The 21,031-nt window shown below is 74.2% G+C and carries 11 protein-coding genes; 9 read left to right on the plus strand and 2 right to left on the minus strand.

Annotation, left to right across the window (positions count from 1 at the left end):
- Positions 1 to 244: 244 nt before the first annotated feature.
- From FRAQA3DRAFT_RS27110 to glgP, 8 genes are all read left to right on the plus strand, one after another.
- Positions 245 to 4,018, plus strand: a complete 3,774-nt coding sequence (locus tag FRAQA3DRAFT_RS27110; RefSeq protein WP_009742248.1) for a hypothetical protein — start codon at positions 245 to 247, stop codon at positions 4,016 to 4,018.
- 477 nt (positions 4,019 to 4,495) lie between these two features.
- Positions 4,496 to 6,352, plus strand: coding sequence for a glycoside hydrolase family 26 protein (locus FRAQA3DRAFT_RS27115; RefSeq protein WP_035921588.1), 1,857 nt, complete (start codon positions 4,496 to 4,498; stop codon positions 6,350 to 6,352).
- Positions 6,353 to 6,774: 422 nt separating this feature from the next.
- Complete coding sequence (locus FRAQA3DRAFT_RS27120) at positions 6,775 to 7,983, plus strand: HpcH/HpaI aldolase/citrate lyase family protein (protein ID WP_009742250.1); 1,209 nt, start codon at positions 6,775 to 6,777, stop codon at positions 7,981 to 7,983.
- The gene (locus FRAQA3DRAFT_RS27125) at positions 7,980 to 9,467 is read left to right on the plus strand and encodes a phosphoribosyltransferase family protein (protein WP_009742251.1); all 1,488 of its coding nucleotides are present in this window, start codon (positions 7,980 to 7,982) and stop codon (positions 9,465 to 9,467) included. The genes FRAQA3DRAFT_RS27120 and FRAQA3DRAFT_RS27125 overlap by 4 nt, the downstream gene beginning before the upstream one ends.
- Positions 9,464 to 10,705, plus strand: a complete 1,242-nt coding sequence (locus FRAQA3DRAFT_RS27130; protein WP_009742252.1) for a cysteine protease StiP family protein — start codon at positions 9,464 to 9,466, stop codon at positions 10,703 to 10,705. The genes FRAQA3DRAFT_RS27125 and FRAQA3DRAFT_RS27130 overlap by 4 nt, the downstream gene beginning before the upstream one ends.
- Positions 10,702 to 11,544 carry a hypothetical protein gene (locus tag FRAQA3DRAFT_RS27135; RefSeq protein WP_009742253.1) on the plus strand — a complete coding sequence of 281 codons (843 nt, stop codon included), beginning with the start codon at positions 10,702 to 10,704 and terminating at the stop codon, positions 11,542 to 11,544. The genes FRAQA3DRAFT_RS27130 and FRAQA3DRAFT_RS27135 overlap by 4 nt, the downstream gene beginning before the upstream one ends.
- Before the next feature lie 126 nt (positions 11,545 to 11,670).
- The gene (gene acs / locus FRAQA3DRAFT_RS27140) at positions 11,671 to 13,683 is read left to right on the plus strand and encodes an acetate--CoA ligase (protein ID WP_051054653.1); all 2,013 of its coding nucleotides are present in this window, start codon (positions 11,671 to 11,673) and stop codon (positions 13,681 to 13,683) included.
- Between the two features lie 142 nt (positions 13,684 to 13,825).
- Positions 13,826 to 16,384: an alpha-glucan family phosphorylase gene (gene glgP / locus FRAQA3DRAFT_RS27145; protein WP_009742255.1), complete on the plus strand. Its 2,559-nt coding sequence runs from the start codon at positions 13,826 to 13,828 to the stop codon at positions 16,382 to 16,384.
- Between the two features lie 47 nt (positions 16,385 to 16,431).
- On the opposite strand, the gene glgX is transcribed toward glgP, so the two are convergent.
- A complete protein-coding gene (glgX, locus tag FRAQA3DRAFT_RS27150; RefSeq protein WP_009742256.1) occupies positions 16,432 to 18,702 on the minus strand; it encodes a glycogen debranching protein GlgX in 2,271 nt (756 codons plus the stop codon).
- A gap of 290 nt (positions 18,703 to 18,992) precedes the next feature.
- On the opposite strand from glgX, the gene FRAQA3DRAFT_RS27155 reads away from it, so the two are divergent.
- On the plus strand, positions 18,993 to 19,769 hold the full coding sequence (locus FRAQA3DRAFT_RS27155) for an enoyl-CoA hydratase/isomerase family protein (protein ID WP_009742257.1): 777 nt from the start codon (positions 18,993 to 18,995) through the stop codon (positions 19,767 to 19,769).
- 138 nt (positions 19,770 to 19,907) lie between these two features.
- On the opposite strand, the gene FRAQA3DRAFT_RS27160 is transcribed toward FRAQA3DRAFT_RS27155, so the two are convergent.
- Positions 19,908 to 20,981 carry an endonuclease/exonuclease/phosphatase family protein gene (locus FRAQA3DRAFT_RS27160; RefSeq protein WP_009742258.1) on the minus strand — a complete coding sequence of 358 codons (1,074 nt, stop codon included), beginning with the start codon at positions 20,979 to 20,981 and terminating at the stop codon, positions 19,908 to 19,910.
- Between the last annotated feature and the right edge of the window lie 50 nt (positions 20,982 to 21,031).

Here is a 21,031-nt window from a genome sequence, read left to right on the forward strand (position 1 = left end):
CGGGACGCACGGTCAAGGTCCGCCAATCGTCGCCAGACGGCGATACCGGGCCGCCGATCCGCAAGGACCGGGCTGGGCGTCTGCGGCGTCCGGGACCCGGGGCGGGGCGCCGCTTCGTACTCTCGGATGTGGGGCCTGCCGGATGTGGGGCGGTAAACTGCCGCCCCGCGTTCGGCGCCCGAAGACGGGCCGGTTGCCGGCCTGTCCGATGGGCACGGCGGTCACGTGGGACGAAGGTGGATCCTTGAGCGCGGCGTTCGATGGCAGCGGCTACCGCCAGCGGGTGCTCGCACCGCTGCGGGCGGGCTCCTCCCTGGACACCGCCGACCCCTTCCTCATCGCCGGCCTCGACCCCACCGTCCCGTACACCGACTCCGACATCGGTGCCCATCTCGTCCGCGTCCTCGCCTTCCTCCAGCGGGAGCGCAACTCGGCCAAGTACGCCACGCTCGCCACCGAGCTGGTGCGCCGGCGCGTGGAGTGGGAGGAGCCGCTGCGCGACGCGGAGTCCCGCGAGCGGGTCCGAGCCCACGTGCTCGCCGCCCGGCGCAGCGGTGACGCGGAGCGGCTGGCCAAGGTCGACGGCTACCTCGCCACCGTCCGGGAACGCTTCGGCGGCATCCCCGCCTCCCGTGTCGACGGCCTGCGCCGGCTCGCCGCCGCCGCCGGGGTGACCGTCGAGGAGTTCGACGCCCGGCTCAGCCGGGAGCAGATCATCGTGGACGGTGTCGGCGGCGGGATAGAGCCGCTGCCGCCCGAGGTCCGCCGCCAGATCGCCGAGCGGTTGGCCGAACTGCGCGCCCTGCGCGGCGGGGACCGGGTGTCCAGCGCGTCGCTGTGGGCATTCCTCGGGCTCGCCCCCGACGCCTCGCCGGAACGGCTGCGGGCTGCCTACGCCGCGGCGGCGGCCGCCAACAGCCGCCGCCCGCACGACCGGGAGAAGACGGTCACCGCCGACCTGCTGGCCCTCGTCTCGGCCCGGCTGATCGAGGGCGACCCGGCCGCGTACACGGTCGGCCTGATAGCGGACGCGGCCGACGAGTTGCGCCCGGCGGTGGAGGAACACGTCGTCCTCGACGGGGAGCTCACCGCCGTCGCCTTCGAGGGCCTCGTCCGCGCGGCGCTGGCCACCGGGCGCGGGCTCACCGCGGCGCAGGCGAAGTCCGTGGTCCTCGGAGTGGCGCGGGAGCTCGGGGCCGCGGTCAACGTCGGCGGGGTCGTCGACTACGTCGTCTGCCCCGGCTGCGGGCGCCCGGAGGCGGCCGGCGCCGCCCGGCACTGCCGGTACTGCGACACCGATCTCTACACGACCTGCCCGTCCTGCGGCTCGATGACCGAGGCCGCCGCGGTGGTCTGCCGGCACTGCGGGCACAGCCTGCGCCAGGCCCGGGAGGCGGCCGAGGCGCTCGCCGCCGTACGCCGTGCGCTGGAGAGCGGGCGTCCCCGCCAGGCCGGTGACCTGCTCGCCGCCGCGCATCCGGTGCTGGTCGCCGTCGGCGGCCCGGTCGCCGGCGCCGCCGACGAGCTCGGCGCCCGGGTGTCCGCGGCGCTCGGCGCGGCCGACGCCTGCTGGCGGGCGTTGTCGGAGGCCCGCGCGGCCAGCCGGGCTGACTCCGCCCTCGACGACGCCCGCTGGCTCGCCGCGCAGGCCGCGGACGTGCCCGGTCCGGACGGCCGCAGCCCGGCCGAGGTGCTGGCCGAGCTCATCGCCGCCCAGGCGGTGATCCGCCGGCGGGTGGAGGCGGCGCGGGCGCTGCCGCCCGAGGCCCAGGAGGCCGCCCTCGCCGCGGTCCTCGCCACCGCCGCGGACAACCGGGATGCGCTGGCGGCGCTGGCGGCGCTGCCGCTGTCGCCGCCGTCGGACCTCGCGGCGGTGTCCGGTCCCGACGGCTCGGTGCAACTGCGCTGGCGGGCGTCGCCGTCGGTCGGCGGCCCCGTCTCCTACCGGGTGGAGCGGGTCGTGCTCGTCGAGGGCGGCGGGGCGACGCTGGGCCGGCGCAGCCTGGGCACCACCCGGTCCACCGAGCTCTACGACGCCGGCGCTCCGGCGTGGACGCCGGTGCGGCACGAGGTCACCGCGATCTGCGGCGAACGCCGCTCCGAGCCGGTCACCACGGCGCCGGTGGTCTGCACCCGGGACCTCGCCGAGCTGCGCGCCGAGCGGACGGCCGCCGGGATCCGGCTGGGCTGGCGGCTCGACGGCGCCCTGTCGGTGGTCACGGTCGAGCGGACCGTCGCGCCCAGCTCGCCGGTCAGCCAGCCGCCGCGGCGCGCCCGGGTCACCGGCGGCGTCTTCCACGACACCGACGTCGTCGTCGGCGCGACCTACCGCTACCACGTCTTCGTCGAGTACCACGACGCGGCCGGGCACCCCGCCCGCACGCCCGGCGCCGAGGCCGAGGTCGAGGTGACCGCCCGGCCCCGGCCGGTGCATGACCTCGCCGCGGTCACCACCAGCGGGCGCACCGCGCTGCGCTGGACGCCGCCGCCCGGGTGGGAGGTGCGGATCTACGCGACGCCGGTCGCGCCGGGTGCTTCCGGGACCGGTGGCGGCCCCGGAAGCACCGATCCGCGGTTTGTGCCGGGCTCCGGTCCGCTGCCCCTCGGTGGTCTCGGTGCCGAGGGCGACGACGTGCGGCTCGCCGCCATCACCGGGCCCGTCCGCCTGGTCGGCGCGAGCCGCACCGGGCAGGTCGCGGAGTCCGCCCCGGTCGGCGAGGTGATCTACACCCCGGTGACGGTGCACGGCGGTTCGGCCGTCGTCGGCCGGGCCGTGCGGCACGTGGTGATCGAGCCCGTGCGCGACCTGCGCGCCGACGACCGTGGCGAGTCGATCGTGCTGTCCTTCCAGATGCCGCCCGGGGTGACCGAGGCGCGGGTGCTCTGGCGGCGCGACCGGACGCCCACCGGCCCGGACGACCCGTACGCCGCCAGCGCCAAGGTCACCAACACCAGCCTGGAGATCAAGGGCGGCTGGCATCTCGCCGCCCCGGCGGACGGGTGGGCCTACCACGTGGCCGCCTATCCGATGTACCGGGCGGGTGGGATCGCCCGCGTCGCGACCGCGGGGGTGGCGGTGCTGGCCCGGCCCGCGACCCGCAGCGACCCGCCGCCGGCCCCCACGGCGTCCGGGCCCGCCACCGGCGGTCATCTCCTCGGCGGGCCGGGGGGCGGGCCCGGGGGCATCCCCGGTGGTCCGTTCGCGGGGCGGCCCGCCGCCGGGCCCGACGCGCCCGGACCAGACCCGATCACCGCCGCGCATCCGCTCGGGGGCCCGGCCCAGCCGCGCACCGGCGCCATCCCGCTGCCCGTGCCGGTCGGCGCCCGTCACCCGGTGCCCGCCCACCAGCCGGGCGGGGCCCGGGTGGCGGCCCACGGGGACAACCCCCCGACGACCCCGCTCGGCGGACTACCGATGCCCCTGCTCCCGCCGGCCGGTGCGGGCGCGCCGCCCGCAGGCGGTCCGGCGCCGGCGTGGCAGCCGCGGTTCGCGCCCGGTGCACCCGGCCCGTTCGTTCCCGGCGGCGCGGTACCGACGGGACCCGGTCCCGGCGCGGTGCCGCCGGTCGTCCCCGACGGTCCCGGCGTCCCCGAGGCTCCTGAGGACCCCGGGGTTCCTCCCGCGCCCGGCATCCCGGGGTCCGTGGCGGGCGGTCCGATGGTGACCGGGCCGATGCCCCAGGCGCCGGATGCCGTCCCGCTGATCCAGCCGACGGTCACCTACACCGTGAGTCGCTCCGGGTGGCGGCGGCGGACGATGCGGGTCCAGGTACGCACCTCCGGCCCGGTCGGCGAGCTGATCCTGTTCGCGCGGCCGGGCACCGCACCGCCGCGGGCGGCCGCCGAGGCCCACGAGCTGTCCCGCCTGGCCGCCGTCGACCAGGCCGTCACCCGCACCATCGACGTCACCCTGGACGGGGCGCAGCTGCCGTGGGGCGTGCGGCTGTTGCCGGCGCTGGTGCATCCCACCGGCTGGACCGTCACCCATCCGGCCGACGAGGATCTGGTCGTCCACTGATCGACCGATCCGTCCCGGCGGCGGATTGACCTCCTTCATGCTGCGGTTTGATTAACCGTTGGCTTTTGGTGGCCGCTAAGCGGAGATGTCACACCAGATCTGCAATGATGGCACTACTACGGAAAGTATTCGTCGAGGTGCTGTTCCTTGCCGGCGGTGTGCCGCTTACGATTGGTTCCATCACGCGTAGTTCCAGTACCGGCCAGGTGGGTGTTCGGCGCCCGGCCGGAGCATCTGTCGAACCGTCCTGACCCGAGGTCGGAGACGGTCGGCGTCACGGACGGGCCGCAGTGGCAGCCCGGTCGACGCGCCCGCCACGGTGTCGTCGAGCTCTGATGGGGCGCTGAGCGGTCGCGTAGGCGACCTGCTTGGAGGGGACGCGTCATCAACGGTCGTGATCCGGCCATGCTCCGTTGTCGGTGTGCAGTGCGCTCGGCGGGTGCGTCTCACGCCAACCCCGAAAGGCAGCGCGCGAGCATGGTCTCGACCTCTCGTCGCCGACCTTCCCCTCAGGTCGGCCGTCCGGTCTCCCCTCCCACTCGACCTCGTGGCGCGCCCGGCCGCTCCGGCCCCGGTCACCGCCGGGCCCGCCGACCGGTCCGCACCGGCGCCCGGCTCGGCCTGGTCTCCGTGTTCGTCGCCGGCCTGCTGCAGGCGGTCACCCCGATGGCGCAGGCCGCGGGGGAGACGCCGAGCCCCCAGCCGTCCCCGGCGTCGCCGAGCGCCACCCCGGCGGCGTCCGCCGGGCCCGCCGGCACCGCCCAGCCCGGGGTCCCGATCTCCACGATGACCCCGCAGGCCCGCAGCCGCATCACGCTGGTCCTGTTCGACGAGGACATCGTGCTCGTCGGCGGGCGTGACTTCGCCGCCGGCGACGACGTCACCGTCGCCGCCGAGACCACCAGCCTGGGCGGCAGCGCGCTGACCAAGGCGGACGCCGACGGTCGCTTCATCCTGGGCTTCCGGGTCCCGGCGGACTTCAAGGGCACGGTCAACGTCAAGGCGACCCAGGGCGCCGTCACCGCCGCCGACGCCCTCGACGTGACCGGCCCCGAGGCGGCGGCGCAGGAGTTCAAGGCCGCGCCGGCGCTGCCCGACGTGCCCGTGCGGCGCTCCGACACCACCACCCCGGGCACCACCACCACCCCGAGCCCCGGCGCCGCGTCGCCGAGTCCGGACGCCGCAGGGTCGCCGACGCCGAGTGCCTCGCCGCAGCAGGCGCCCACCGCCGGCGTCACCGTGTCGCCCAGCCCGACCACGAGCCCCGCACCATCCGCGGCCGTGGGCCAGGGCGGCCGCCGGCAGTTCGGCTCCCCCTCGCCGTCCGCGTCGGCCGCCTCGCCGTCGGCCGCCGGGCTGCCGACGGTCCCGCCGGCCAGCCCGACCGCCACGACCGGCGCCTCCACCCCGGCGACCGGCGGCGCGCAGGCCGGCGACGCGGGCGGTACCAAGTCGGGCCTGCCCTGGCTGTCAGGCTTCCAGTCGCACCAGCTTGCGCAGCTGGCGGAGTTCGGCAACTGGCGTGGGCGGCCCAACGACCTCGTCCACGTCTACACCAGCCGGACCCAGGGCTGGGCGGGGCTCGTGCAGCCGACCTGGCCGGTCGACCTGTTCAAGGGGTTCGCCGGCAAGCTGCTGATCAGCCAGCCGACCTACCCCAAGGGACAGGGCAACAACGGTGCCTGCGCCCGCGGTGAGTACGACTCCGAATGGAAGAAACTGGGCAGCTTCCTGGTCGACCACGGCCGGGCCGACTCCATCGTCCGGATCGGCTGGGAGTTCAACGGAACGTTCATGTACTGGCACGCCGACGCCGACCCCACGACATTCCGTACCTGCTTCCAGAAGATCGCGGCGGCCATCAAGTCCACCGACCCGCAGGTCAAGATCGACTGGACGTTCAACGCGCACAACTCTCCGGTTCCCAGCGGCAACAGCCCGTGGGGCGCCTACCCCGGTGACGAGTACGTCGACTACGTCGGCATCGACTCCTACGACCACTTCCCGCCGTCGAAGGACGACGCGACGTGGAACAAGCAGTGCGAGGACGTCAACGGGCTGTGCTACGTCATCCGGTTCGCCCGGGAGCACGGCAAGAAGGTCGGGGTCGGCGAATGGGGCGTGGCCTCCTGCAGCGGTAACGGCGGCGGCGACAACCCGTTCTACATCAAGAAGATGTTCGAGACGTTCAAGGCGGCCGGTGACGTGATGGGCTACGACGCCTACTTCAGCGATCCCACCCCCGGTAACGTCTGCTCGACGATCACGAACGGCGGGCAGAACCCGAAGTCCGCCGCCGAGTACAAGAAGCTGTTCGGCACCGGATCGAGCTGACCGGGCGCCGGCCGGCGGGCCAGCGGCATGTCGCGGCGCGGGGCCGGGGCGGAGTGATCCGTCCCGGCCCCGCGCCGTTGCCCGCCGCAGGTCTCCCCGGGGCTCCCTCACCGGGCCTCTCCCCGGGCCTCTCCCCGGGCCTCTCCCCGGGCCCGTCGTACCACGCGGCCCCGCCGTGCCCGGGGTCCGCCGCACGAGGCGGTGCCGGGTGCTCAGCTGCAGGTCGGCTGCCTGCCGATGACCTCAGGGTGACCGCCGAATGTCGGCTGACTGACGGTTGTCGTTGTCTGTCGTCAGACGCCCCCGGGCAGGTACCGTCACCCGAAAGGCGACGTTTGACGATCTTGTCGGCCCGGCCGGCGCACACCGAACCGGGGACCTCGATCGAGCGACGCCGCCGCCTTTCACGAGGGGAACGTCGCTTGCGCCACTTCGCCTTCCTCGACACCGAGACGATCGAAACCCTGTTCCACCGCCCGCCGGAGGAGATCGCCGTCGACGGGGACCGCCGGTTGCTGGCCACCGCGCTCGGCGCGACGCTGTATGCGCCGGGCACCCGCTCCCGGCTGTCGTCCGACGTGCGCCGGCAGACCGCGGCCGGGGCGAACTCCATGGTGATCTGCCTGGAGGACTCGATCGCCGACACCGAGGTGGCCGACGCCGAGGCCAACGTCGTCGCGGCGCTGCGCTCGCTCGCCGACGACCCCCCGCGTTCCGGCGACGGCATGCCCCTGCTGTTCGTCCGGGTGCGCGCCGTCGGGCAGATCCCCGACCTGATCGCCCGGCTCGGTCCGGCCGGCGCCCGCTGCCTCGCCGGGTTCGTCCTGCCCAAGTTCGCCGAGGAGGGCGGCGAGGCGGCGCTGGAGGCGGTGCTGCGGGCGTCCGATGTCATCGGCCGGCCGCTGTGGGCGATGCCGGTGCTGGAAAGTCCCCCGGTGATCAATCGGGAGACTCGCGTCGAGGCGCTCATGGCCGTGCGGCGACTGGTCGACAAACACGCCGAGCAGGTGCTCGCGATCCGGCTCGGCGCCACCGACCTGTGCGGGCTGTTCGGGCTGCGCCGCGACCGTGATCTGACGATCTACGACATCGCCGTGGTCCGCGACTGCATCGCCGACATCGTGAACATCTGCGCCCGCGGCGGCGACCACATCGTCACCGGCCCGGTGTGGGAGTACTTCGCCCAGTCGGAGCGGCTGTTCGTCAGCTCGCTGCGGGTGACCCCGTTCGCGCAGGCCGATCGGGTCGACGGCAGCCAGGAGGCGATCCGGATGCGCAGCGCGCTGGTCTCGGCCGACCTCGACCGGTTGATCCGGGAGGTCGTCCTGGACAAGGCCAACGGCCTGATCGGCAAGACCGTGATCCATCCCAGCCACATCCCGGCCGTGCACGCACTGCACGTCGTCAGCCAGGAGGAGTTCACCGATGCCGAGACGATCCTCGCCGGGGATGCCGGCGGGGTCCGCCCGAGCAGCTACGCGAACAAGATGAACGAGCTGCGCCCGCACAGGGCCTGGGCCGAGGCGGTGCTACGCCGGGCCAGGGCGTTCGGGGTCCTGCGCGAGGGCGACACCTTCGTCGAGGTACTGGCGGCGACCCGCGGGCACGGCAGCGCGGGGGCCGCCCGATGACCACGACGACGCCCGCGGGCACCCCCGCCGCCGGGGACGCCGCGCCGCCGCGGCCGGCCGGCGATCCCGGCCCGGTGCCCGCGGACCCAGGCTGGCTGTGGTCGGAGCTGGGGCTCGCCGTCGAGGTGAGCGCGGACGTGCTCGGCGGGGGCCTGGACGCGCTGGTGGGGCTGGCCCTGCGGCGCAACCCGCGCCGCGCCCACCTGCTGGTCAGCCGGGTGCTCGGCAAGCACCTGCCGGTCGCGCCGGGCGCGGGCCTCGCCGCCGGGGCGAGTCTCGCGGCCCTGGTGCGGGCCCTGCCCGGGTTCGCCGCGGCCGGACCGCTCGTCATCGGCTACTGCGAGACGGCGACGGCACTCGGCCACGCGGTCGCCGATGGGTTGGCGGGCAGCCACTACCTGCACACCACCAGGCGGGACCTGCCCGGGGTGCCGCCGGTGCTGGAGTTCACCGAGTCGCACTCGCACGCCTCCCACCACTGGCTGGTTCCCGAGGATCCGGCGATCCTGCGCGGCGGCGAGCCGATCGTGCTGGTTGACGACGAGTTGTCGACCGGACGGACCGCCCTCGGCACGATCCGCATCCTGCACGCCCACGCTCCCCGCGGGCGCTACGTGGTGGCGACACTCGTCGACGCTCGGCCGGCCGCGGCGCGCACGGCGTTCGCCGACCTCGCCGCCGAGCTCGGCGTCCGGATCGACGTCGTCGCCCTGATCGCGGCCACCGTCACGGTGCCGCCCGAGATCGCCGACCGGGCGGCGAGCATCCGCGCCCGCTTCCGCGCGCCCGTGCCGCCCGCCGCGGTCTCGTCGCCTGACGGGCCCTCGCCGTCCGACGCGATCGCGTTGCCCGCCGAGGTCCCTCCGCCCGCCGAGGTCCCTCCGCCCGCCGAGGCCGGTCAGCCGGTCCGGTGGCTGACCGCCGACTGGCCGTCGGACCTGCCCGAAGGCGGCCGGTACGGCTGGTCGCCGGCCCACCGGCGCCGGCTCGACGACGCCCTGGCACCGGTCGCCGCCGCCGTGCGCGCGGCGCTGACGCGGCCGGATGGCCGCACACTCGTCCTGGGGACGGAGGAACTGATGTACACCCCGATGCGGATCGCGGACACGCTGGCCGCCGCCGGTGGCGGCGAGGTCCGTTACCAGTCGACGACCCGCTCGCCGGTCCATCCCGTCGACGTCGAGGGCTATGCCATCCGGGCGGCGCTCACCTTCCCGGCGCCGGATGACCCGAGCCGGGTCAGTCACGTCTACAACGTGCGCCCCGGCGCCTACGACGACATCGTCCTGATCGTCGACTCCGGCGCGGACGCCGCCTCGCCCGCGCCGGTCGCCGACCCGGCGGGCCTCGTTGCCGAGCTGCGCCGCTGCGCTCCGGTCACCGTGCTCACCCTGCCCGCCTACCGGCCGGCCCCGCGGCCCGCCGACGCCATCGGTGCCGGCGTGACCGGTGCCAGCGTGACCGTGGCGGAGCAGGCCCGATGAGCGCCACCGGTTCCGGGCCGGCGACCCCGGTGGCCGGGCGGCCGGGCGACCCCGCGCTCGCGGGGACGATCGGCTCGGGCTCGTACGACCCGGCCGACGTCACCTTCCTGCTCACCGACCTGAGCGCCGTCGACCTCGAACGGCCCACCGAGGACCGCGAGGAGGCGATGCAGGCCGGCCGGCACTACTCCGAGGACCTGCCCGTCGAGTACCAGCCCGACGCCGGTTACCTGCGCCTCTACCACCAGGCGCTGGAACGCTCGGCCCGGCGGGTGGCGCTGGCCACGGGGCTGGTCGCCGAGCTCGTCCGGGTCTCGAAGCCCGAGCCGGTCCTGGTCTCGATCGCTCGGGCCGGGACGCCGGTCGGGATCCTGATGCGCCGCTGGTACGGCTGGCGACATGGCCTGGACACCCCGCACCACGCCATCAGCGTGATCAAGGATCGCGGGGTGGACATGAACGCCGTGCGCTACCTGACCGACCGGTTCGACCGCCGGGCGATCCAGTTCGTCGACGGCTGGACCGGCAAGGGGGTGATGACCCGGGTGCTCAGCGAGGCGGTCGCGGACCTCGGGCTCGACGACACCCTCGCCGTGCTCGCCGACCCGGCGCGGTGCGTGCCGCTGTACGGCACCCGCGACGACTTCCTCATCCCGAGTGCCTGCCTGAACTCCACGGTCAGCGGGCTGGTCAGCCGGACCGTCCTCAACGCCGAGCACATCGGCCCGGACGACTTCCACGGCGCGAAGTTCTACGGCGAGCTCGCGCCGCACGACCTGTCCCGGCACTTCATCTCCACGATCGTCGCGCAGTTCGACGCGGTCGCGGACGAGGTCGCCGAGACCTGGCCGCGGCTGTGGGCGGGCGACCGGCGGCCGACCTGGGCCGGCTGGGCGGCGGTGGAGCGCATCGCCGCCGCCTACGACATCCCGGACGTGATCATGGTGAAGCCCGGGGTGGGCGAGACCACCCGGGTGCTGCTGCGCCGGGTGCCGTGGCGCATTCTCGTCGCCCCGGACCGCGTCGACGAGCTGCCCCACGTCCTGGCGCTGGCCGCCGACCGCGGCGTCGAAGTCGAGGAGATGACCGACCTGCCCTTCTCCTGCGTGGGGCTGGTGCGCCCGGTCGGCGTGGCGCCGGTGTTCCACACCCCGAACGCGCGCTGGCGCCCGGATATCTCGGACATCCCGCAGGCCTTGGATCCCTCGGCCCCCTCGGGCGCCTCGGACGCCTCGTGACGGCGGGAGGCGGCCACCTGGTGGCCCTCGACCTGGACAAGACGCTGATCTTCTCCCGGCGCTCGCTGCTGCTGCCGGCCGGCGCCGCCGAGCCGGAGCTGGTCGAGGTCGAGCGGCTCGACGGCGCCCCGCTGTCCTTCGCGACCGCGCGGGAGCTCGCGCTGCTGGCCGAGCTGCACCGCCGCGCCGTCGTCGTCCCGGTCACCACCCGCACGCTCGCCCAGTACCGCCGCGTCGACCTCGGGATCCGGCCGCGGTACGCGATCGCGGCCAACGGCGGGCACCTGCTCGTCGACGGCGCCCCCGACCCGGCGTGGGCGGCCGGGATCGCGACGGAGGTGGCCGCCGCGTGCGCGCCGCTGGCCGAGGTGCTGGCCCTCGCCGAACGGTTCGCCGCCGGCGGCTGGGCCCGGACGGTCCGCGCCGCCGACGACCTGTTCGTCTACCTCGTCGCCCACGAGCGGCCCGCCATCCCGGACCTGACCGGCGTCACCGCGGCGGCCCGGGCGGCCGGCTGGTCGGTGTCGGCGCAGGGCCGCAAGGTGTACCTGGTGCCGTCGGTGCTGACCAAGCAGCGGGCCGTCGACGAAGTGGTCCGCCGGGCCGCGACGGCGACGCTGCTGGCCGCCGGCGACTCGGTCCTGGACATCCCGATGCTGCTGGCTGCCGACGCCGCCGTCCGGCCCGCCCACGGTGAGCTGCACGAACTCGGCTGGTCGGCGCCGAACGTCGCCGTCACCGCCGCCGCGGGGGCGCTCGCGGGCGAGCAGGTGCTGGCGGCGCTGCTGGACCGGGTGCGCGCCGACCGGCCCGATCCGGCTCCCGCCGCCCCGGCGTGATCCTGGGCGGCGACCGGTCTTCGTGGTAGACCGGGGACGGTGTCCCACCACACACCGTTTCGTCCAGACAGCGTTCGTCCAGGAGGAACCGTGACCACCGATCCGGGCGTGAGCGCCACGACCGACCTGAGCGCCACGACCGACCTGAGTGCCACGACCGACCTGAGGGCCACGACCGACCTGGAGGCCACGCTGGAGGGCCTGCTGTCGGTGGAGAGCTTCGATCCACCGGCCGGGTTCATCCGACGCCGCCCCGTGGACGCCGACCGGGCCGCCGCCGCGGCGGACCCGCAGGCGTTCTGGGCCGCCGCGGCCCGCGAGCTGCTCACCTGGGACAAGCCGTTCACCCAGGTGCTCGACGACACGAACCCGCCCTTCTACACCTGGTTCGCCGACGGTGAGCTGAACCTGTCGGCCAACTGCCTGGACCGTCACGTCGAGGCCGGCCGGGGCGAGCGGGTCGCGTTCCACTGGCGCGGCGAGGAGGGCGAGCACCGCGACGTCACCTACGCCGACCTGCTGGGCGAGACCCAGCGGCTGGCGAACGGGCTGCTGTCCCTCGGCGTGCGGGCCGGGGACGTCGTCGGCATCTTCCTGCCGATGATTCCCGAGGTGGCCGCCGCGATGCTGGCGTGTGCCCGGATCGGCGCGGTCCACAACGTGGTCTTCGGTGGCTTCGCGCCGTCCGCGGTCCGCGAGCGGATGGAGGTCTCCGACGCGAAGGTGCTCATCACCGTCGACGGGGCGCGGCGCAAGGGGCGCCGGGCGCCGGTGAAGGCCGCCGTCGACGCCGAGCTCGGCGATCTGCCCGCACTGGAGCACATCGTGGTGGTCCGCGGCCCGGGGGAGAACGCCGCCGAGGTGCCGATGACCGCCGGCCGCGACGTCTGGTACGACGAGCTGCTCGCCGCCGCCGACCCGGTGTGCCCGGCGGTCGGCCTGCCGGCGGAGCATCCGCTGTTCATCCTCTACAGCTCCGGGTCGACGGCGAAGCCGAAGGGCATCCTGCACACCACCGCGGGCTACCTGCTCGGGGCGACCTACACCCTGCGGACGGTCTTCGACCTCGACCCGGAGACCGACGTCTACTGGTGCTCCGCCGACGTCGGCTGGATCACCGGCCACTCCTACATCGTCTACGGACCGCTGTCGAACGGCGTCACCAGCGTGATGTTCGAGGGTGCTCCGGACTACCCCGACCATGACATCTGGTGGCGGATCGTCGAGGAGTACAAGGTCACCGTCTTCTACACGGCGCCGACCGCGATCCGCACCTGCATCAAGTGGGGCGCGCGGTACCCCGCCCGCCACGACCTGTCCTCGCTGCGGGTGCTCGGCACGGTCGGCGAGCCGATCAACCCGAAGGCGTGGCTGTGGTACCACCTGGTCATCGGGGGCGGGCGCTGCCCGATCGTCGACACCTGGTGGCAGACCGAGACCGGGTCGGTGCTCATCTCGCCGCTGGCGGGGGCCACCCCGACGAAGCCGGGATCGGCGACGAGGCCGCTGCCCGGGATCAGCCCGGCGCTGCTGGGCGAGGACGGCCGACCCGTCACCGAGGGCACCGGAATCCTGGTGATCACCCAGCCGTGGCCGTCGATGCTGCGCACCCTGTACAAGGACGACGAGCGTTTCGTCGAGACGTACTTCTCCCGCTTCGGCCCGACGACCTACGTGGTCGGGGACGCGGCCCGGCTCGACGCCGACGGCTACTTCTGGATCATCGGCCGGATCGACGACGTCATCAACGTCTCCGGGCACCGTCTGTCCACCGCCGAGGTCGAGTCCGCGATCGTCGCCCACGAGGCCGTGGCCGAGGCCGCCGTCGTCGCCCAGGCCGACGAGCAGACCGGCCAGGCGATCGTCGCGTTCGTGACGCTGGCGGGCGAGCGGGCCGGCGACTCCGCCGTCGAGGCCGAGCTGCGCGAGCACGTCGCCCGGCGCATCGGCAAGCTGGCCCGGCCGCGGCGGATCGTCTGGGCCGACGACCTGCCGAAGACTCGCTCCGGCAAGATCATGCGCCGGTTGTTGCGTGACATCGCCGAGGGCCGGGAGCTCGGCGACGTCACGACCCTGCGGGACCCCGCGGTCATGTCCGCCCTCGCCGCGAAGGTGGCCTCCGCACCTGACGACGAGTAGCAAGACCGGCCCGTCTCGGGAGTGCATTTCCGGAGGATTCCGACTGATCGTTCGGCCGGGCGGCGAGTTGTTCGGAGAACGTAACCCGCAGGTCGAACCCGGGTGTGCTCACGTCACCGGCACTGTCTAGGCTCACGTCTTCGTGAGAGCCCTACGACGGTTCACCGTCCGTGCGCAGCTCCCCGAGCAGCTTGCTCCACTGGGGGAACTTGTCCTGAATCTTCGCTGGTCCTGGCACCCTGAGACGCTGGACCTGTTCGAGTCGGTCGATCCCGAGCTCTGGCGGGCCACCAAGGGTGACCCCGTACGCCTGCTCGGCGAGGTCGATCACGACCGGCTCGTCGCGCTCGCCGCGGACCGCCGCTTCGTGCGCCGGCTCACCGACATAGCGGACGATCTCCAGGACTACCTCTCCGCGGACCTGTGGTACCAGCGACAGAAGCTGCCGGGCGCGCCGGCGGCGATCGCCTACTTCTCGCCGGAGTTCGGCATCACCGAGGTCCTGCCGCAGTACTCCGGCGGGCTCGGCATCCTCGCCGGCGACCACCTCAAGACCGCCAGCGACCTCGGGGTGCCGATCATCGGCGTGGGGCTGCTCTACCGGGCGGGCTACTTCGTCCAGTCGCTGTCGCGCGACGGCTGGCAGCAGGAGCGCTACCCGGGCATCGATCCGCACGGGCTGCCGCTGACCCAGCTCACCGACGCCGCCGGCGTGCCGGTGAAGGTGGCCGTCGGGCTGCCCGAGGGCCGCACTCTGCACGCGCAGATCTGGAAGGCGCAGGTCGGCCGGGTGCCGCTGCTGCTGCTGGACTCGGACGTCGAGGACAACCAGCCGGCCGAGCGTGGGGTGACCGACCGGCTCTACGGCGGCGGCACCGACCACCGGCTGCTGCAGGAGATGCTGCTGGGCATCGGCGGCGTGCGGGCGCTGCGCGCCTACGCGGCGGTCACCGACACGCCGACGCCGGAGGTCTACCACACCAACGAGGGCCACGCCGGCTTCCTCGGCCTGGAGCGGATCCGCGAGCTCGTCGAGACCGGGCTCAGCTTCGACGAGGCGCTGGAGGCCGCCCGCGCCGGCACGCTGTTCACCACGCACACCCCGGTGCCCGCCGGCATCGACCGCTTCCCCCGCGACCTCGTCGCCCGCCACTTCGGCGGGGACAACTCCTGGCCTGGCGTGCCGGTCGAACGGATCCTGGAGCTAGGGGTCGAGCCCGACCCGAACGTGTTCAACATGGCCCACATGGGGCTGCGGCTCGCCCAGCGCTCCAACGGCGTCAGCAAGCTGCACGGCATCGTCAGCCGGGAGATGTTCGCCGGGCTGTGGACCGGGTTCGACGCCGCCGAGGTGCCGATCGGCTCGGTGACCAACGGCGTGCACGCCCCGACCTGGGTGTCGCGGGCGGTCATCGAGCTGGCCGACCGCCAGCCCGGGCCGGGCCTGCTCGCCGACGACGCGGCCGGCTTCGCCAAGATCTCCGTCCTGCCTGACGAGGTCGTCTGGGCCACCCGCCGCCAGCTGCGGGAACGGCTCGTCGCCGAGGTCCGCCGCCGGGTGCGTGCCTCCTGGCTGGAGCGTGGCGCCGCCCCCGGCGAGCTCGACTGGGTCGAGTCCGTCTTCGACCCCGACGTGCTCACCATCGGCTTCGCCCGCCGGGTGCCGTCCTACAAGCGGCTCACGCTGATGCTGCGTGACTCCGACCGGCTGCGCCGGCTGCTGCTGCACCCGCAGCGGCCGATCCAGATGGTCATCGCCGGCAAGGCGCACCCCGCGGACGACGGCGGCAAGCAGCTCGTCCAGCAGATCGTCCAGTTCGCCGACGACCCGGCCGTGCGCTCGCGCATCGTGTTCCTGCCCGACTACGACATCGGCATGGCGCGGTTCCTCTACTCCGGTTCGGACGTCTGGCTGAACAACCCGCTGCGCCCGCTGGAGGCGTGCGGCACGTCCGGGATGAAGGCGGCGCTCAACGGCTGCCTCAACCTGTCCATCCGGGACGGCTGGTGGGACGAGATGTTCGACGGCCAGAACGGCTGGGCGATCCCGACCGCCGACGGCGTCGAGGACCCCGACCGGCGCGACGACATCGAGTCCGCCGCCCTGTACGACCTGCTGGAGAACACCGTCGCCCCGCGGTTCTACGACCGCGACGCCGGCGACGGCCCGCCGCGGCGCTGGACGGCGATGGTCAAGCACACCCTGTCCAGCCTCGGCCCGCAGGTGTTGGCCAGCCGGATGGTGCAGGAGTACGTCGAGCGGTACTACGTGCCGGCCAGCGTCTCCGCCCGGGCCGCCGCCGCCGACGCCCTGGCCGGCGCCCGGGACCTCGCCGCCTGGAAGAGCCGGGTCCGCGCCGCCTGGTCGGGGGTGCGGGTGCTCAACGTCGACTCCGCCGGGCTCGGTGACACCCCCCAGGTGGGCCAGTCCCTGGTGGTGCGGGCCACGATCGACCTCGGCGGGCTCGCCCCCGCCGACGTCGACGTCCTCGCCTCCTACGGCCGGATCGACCAGACCGACCGGATCCTCGCCCCGGAGGTGCTGTCGCTGCAACTCGTCGGCGAGGGCGAGGGCGGTCACCGCTACGAGGGCACGATCCCGCTCGGCCGCACCGGCCCGTTCGGCTACACCGTGCGGGTGCTGCCCCGCCACCGCCTCACCGCCAGCGTCGCCGAGCTGGGCCTCGTCGCCAACCCGTAGTCGCCCGCCCGTAGTCGCCCGCCCGTTGGCCCAGGCCGGCCGGCTGGTCAGGTCGGGGGATGCGCCCGCAGCAGTAGGACGCTGCGGGCGCAGACGGGCACGACGGTGCCCGGCGGCAGGGTCCGGCGGGGATCGGCGAGGGTCGCCGGGAAACCCGCGAGGTCCTCGTCGGCGGTGTCGAGCAGCAGGTCGTAGCGCTGCGCCCATGGCGCCGCGGGCAGGGTGACGGCGGTGTCCGCGCCGTCGGGGTGGATCACGCCCAGCAGGCCCGGCGTGCCCCCGGCGCCGCGCCGTGCTTCCTCGGTGGCGCCCGAGATGGCGCCCGCGGCGATGTGGGCGACCAGCGTGGCGACCTTCGGCGCGTTCCAGTCCGCCGTGGACATCACCTGTCCGTCGGCGCGGAACCAGGTGATGTCCGCGAGCCGGCCGGGGCTCGACTCACCGCCGTGGAAGAAGACCGCGCGGCGCAGTGCCGGCTCGAGGCGGCGCAGCGAGATCAGGCCGTTGACCAGGCGTAGCAGGGCCGCGTCTGGTCCGGCCGGGTCGCGCCCGCCAGCCCCGGCGTCGGGTCCGGCCTCGGGTCGGGAGCCCGGCCAGGCCAGCCAGGACACCGGGTTGTCCTGGCAGTAGGCGTTGTTGTTGCCGCCCTGGGAACGGCCGAACTCGTCGCCGGCGAGCAGCATCGGCACCCCGGCCGACAGCAGCAGCGTGGCCAGCAGGCCGCGGCGCACCCGGCGGCGGGTGGCGAGGATCGCCGGGTCGTCGGTCGGGCCCTCCGCACCGTAGTTCGACGAGCGGTTGTCCGACTCCCCGTCCCGGTTGCCCTCGCCGTTGGCCTCGTTGTGCTTCTGTGCGTAGGAGACCAGGTCGGCCAGGGGGAAACCGTCGTGGGCGGTGACGAAGTTCACCGACGCCCACGGCCGGCGCCCATCGTGCTCGAACAGGTCGGACGAGCCCGTCACCCGGTAGCCGAGGTCGGCGACCCCGCTGGTCCGGCCGTTCCACACGTCCCGCACCGTGTCCCGGAAGCGCCCGTTCCATTCCGCCCACGGCGCCGGGAACGATCCCACCTGGTAACCGCCCCAGCCGACGTCCCACGGCTCGGCGATCAGCTTCACCGAAGACAGCAGCGGGTCGGCGTGGATCGCCGTCAGCAGGCCGGCGGCGGGATCGAAGGCGTCCGGGTTGCGGGCGAGCGCGGTGGCCAGGTCGAAGCGGAAGCCGTCGACGCCCATCTCGCTCACCCAGTAGCGCAGGGAGTCGCAGATCAGCTTCACCACGTGCGGCGACGACGTGTTCAGGGTGTTGCCGCAGCCGGTCACGTCGCGGTAGCGCCGCGGGTCCGTGGGTTCCACCCGGTAGTAGGTTGCGTTGTCCAGGCCGCGCAGGGACAGCGTCGGGCCGCGTTCGCTGCCCTCGGCGCTGTGGTTGTAGACGACGTCGAGGATCACTTCGATGCCGGCGGCGTGCAACGTGGCCACCATCGACTGGAATTCGCCGATCGGGTCCTTGGTCGCCGCGTACGCGGCGTGCGGTGCGAAGAACCCCAGGGTGTTGTAACCCCAGTAGTTGATCTTCGACTGTTCGAGCAGGGCCGGCTCGGAGACCGAGGCCTGCACCGGCAGCAGCTCGAGCGCGGTGATGCCCACCCGGTGCAGGTGGTCGACCACGGCGGGATGGGCCAGCCCCGCGTAGGTGCCGCGCAGCCGGGCCGGCAGGCCCGGATGAAGTCGGGTGAAGCCACGCACGTGCGCCTCGTACAGGACGGTCTGCGACCACGGGATCGAGGGCCTGTTGTCCGCCGGGTGCCGGCCCCTGCCGCGGCGGCGAGAGCCGTCCCGACGTGCCGGGCCGGCGACGACGCAGCGGGGCACGAACGGGGCGGAGTCCCGCGTGTCGGGCTCGAAGCCGTAGGGATCGCCGCCGCCGAACCCGTAGATCGCCGGATCCGGCCGCAACGCCCCGGTCAGCAGCCGGGCGTACGGGTCGACCAGCAGCTTCGCCGGGTTGTAACGCTGGCCGCGGCCGGGGTCGTACGGGCCGTGCGCGCGCAGGCCGTAGCGTTGCCCTGGCCCGACACCGGTCAGGTAGCCGTGCCAGACCGCGCCGTCGCGTTCCGGCAGGCGGTGGCGGGTCTCCCGGTCGTCGGCGTCGAACACACAGAATTCGACCGCCTCGGCGCCGGGGGCGGCGACGGCGATGTTGACCCCGGTGCCGTCCCAGGTCACCCCGAGCGGGCTGGACCGGCCCGGGCGCAGGCCGCCGCCGGAGTGGGGTGACAGATCGGGTGTGCGGGTATTGCCGCCTGCGTCGGACACCTCGGTGACGTTAGTGGACGCCCTCGCCCGCGGTAGGCCGATCGGATACCTCCGCCCTGCCCGGCTCCCGCCGCCGCGATCGCATGAAGATCAGCGCCGGTCGGCCTATCGTGACCTCCGACCACCCCACCGATCCGCACGACCCGACCCCGGGCAGCCGACGCGACCCACCCCTGGAGCGACCGACGACCAGGCCGGGCAGCGGTCGGCGTCGGCGCACGGTCGCCCGGCCCGGCCGGGTGATGGACGCCCCGCCTGCCTCGGCGCGGGCCAGAGCGGGAGGACCGTGGATGAGCGTCGTGCGGCTCGAGGTCGACGGCGGGATCGGCACCATCCGGCTGGATCGGCCGCCGATGAACGCGCTGGATTCCGGCGTCGCCGCCGAGCTGCGGGCGGCCGCTGTCGAGGCGACTCGCAACCCGGCGATCCGGTCGGTGGTGATCTACGGCGGCGAGAAGGTCTTCGCCGCCGGTGCGGACATCAAGCAGATGGCGCCGCTGGGGTACGCCGAGGCGTCGGCCTGGGTCGGCGACCTGAACTCCACCTTCGAGGTGGTCGCCCGCATCCCCAAGCCGGTGGTCGCGGCGGTCACCGGTTACGCCCTCGGCGGCGGGCTGGAGCTCGCGCTGTGCGCCGACGTCCGGGTGTTCGCCGACAACGCGAAGGTCGGCCAGCCCGAGATCCTGCTCGGGGTGATCCCAGGCGCTGGCGGGACGCAGCGCCTGCCGCGGCTGATCGGCCCGTCGCGGGCCAAGGACCTCATCTTCAGTGGCCGGCAGGTGCGCGCCGACGAGGCCGCGCAGATCGGGCTGGCCGACGTCGTCGTCCCCGCGGCCGAGGTGTACGACCGAGCCCGGGAGATCGCCGGGCGTTACACGAACGGACCCGCGATGGCGCTGGCGGCGGCGAAGCAGGCCGTCGACGACGGTTCGGAGCTCGCCCTCGCCGAGGCCCTGCGCCTGGAGGCCGCCCTGTTCGCCGGCCTGTTCGCCACCGAGGACCGCCGGATCGGCATGGAGTCCTTCCTCGCCCACGGCCCCGGCAAGGCCGACTTCACCGGCCGCTGACCGCCCCCTGCGCTGCCCGCCCCCCTGCACTGCCCACCCCCCTTTCCTGCGTATCCCGAGGGACGAAGCAGACGCCAAACCCTCTGGAGACGCAGGAAAGCTCGCCCCGGCAGGATCGCCGAAGGCGCCATCTGGGGACTACCGCATGGCCAGGTCGGCGATCACGGGGAGGTGGTCGCTGCCGAAGCCGCGGCCGACCTGGAAGCCGGTGACCGCGAAGGCGGGCGAGGCCAGCACGTGGTCGATGCGCAGCACCGGCGGCAGCAGCACCGAGCGGGCATTCCACGTCGGTTCCCACCCGCCGCCGACCACGTCATGCGCGTCGCGGACCCCGGCGCTGACGAGCTTGCGCAACGGCCGGTGGTCGCGGGTGGCGTTGAAGTCGCCGGCCATGACCACCGGCAGGGTGGCGTGCTGGGCCTCGTGGCGCAGCGCGGTGAGCTGGGTGCGCCACCGGTTGGTGAACGAGCCGGACGTCGGCGAGATGGTGTGCACCGCGTACATCACGAAGCGGCGGTTCTCGTCGACCTCGACGGTGGCCCGCAGCGACATCGACCTGCCGACCACGGGAGCGGCGGCGTCGCGCAGCGGGAACCGGGAGTAGATCGCCGCACCGAACGCGCCGTCGTCCGGGTGCACCTCCCGGTACGGGAAGCCGGCCAGGGCCCCGGACGCGTTCACCCGGGACAGCGTCAGCGGCGAGAGCTCGACGAGGACGAGCACGTCGGGGTTGGCCGAGCGGATCTGCGCGCCGAGCCGGTCGGCGTGGGCGTTGTGGTAGAGCAGGTTCGCCGACATGATCCGTAGCCTGGCCGACCCCTGGGGCGCGTCCTCGGCGCCGCCCGGGAGCACCTCGGGCACCGCCCAGAACAGATGGACGGCAACCAGCACGACCGACAGGATCAGCAGCAGGTTGCGGCGCAGGGCGAAGGCCACGGCCAGCGTGGCGTAGGCCGGCAGGTAGAGCAGCGGGGTGACGGCGTTGATCGCCGAGTAGGGCCAGTCGAGACCGTCGTCGAGGTGGACCAGTCGGCCGAGGGCGAACAGGGCGAGGCCGGCCGCGACCACCCAGGCGATCACCGTGATGACGGTGCCGACCCGGATGGAGGGCCGGGCTCTGGGCTCGGGGGCGGCGACCGGGATGTCGTCCGGTCCGGTGTCGGTCTTGGCGTCCGGCGCCGTGCGCCCGGATTCCTGCGCGGATGTCACCATCCCAGAGTGCCCGGCGCACCGGGGCACCCGAGCGGTGGGTGACCCGGGTG

Origin of the sequence: Frankia sp. QA3 (genome assembly GCF_000262465.1) — a bacterium.
Lineage (GTDB): Bacteria > Actinomycetota > Actinomycetes > Frankiales > Frankiaceae > Frankia.

Coding starts and splice junctions, on each gene's coding strand:
- FRAQA3DRAFT_RS27155 (WP_009742257.1), top strand. CDS start 18,993: ATGAGCGTCGTGCGGCTCGAGGTCGACGGCGGGATCGGCACCATCCGG.
- FRAQA3DRAFT_RS27125 (WP_009742251.1), top strand. CDS start 7,980: ATGACCACGACGACGCCCGCGGGCACCCCCGCCGCCGGGGACGCCGCG.
- FRAQA3DRAFT_RS27115 (WP_035921588.1), top strand. CDS start 4,496: ATGGTCTCGACCTCTCGTCGCCGACCTTCCCCTCAGGTCGGCCGTCCG.
- FRAQA3DRAFT_RS27160 (WP_009742258.1), bottom strand. CDS start 20,981: ATGGTGACATCCGCGCAGGAATCCGGGCGCACGGCGCCGGACGCCAAG.
- FRAQA3DRAFT_RS27130 (WP_009742252.1), top strand. CDS start 9,464: ATGAGCGCCACCGGTTCCGGGCCGGCGACCCCGGTGGCCGGGCGGCCG.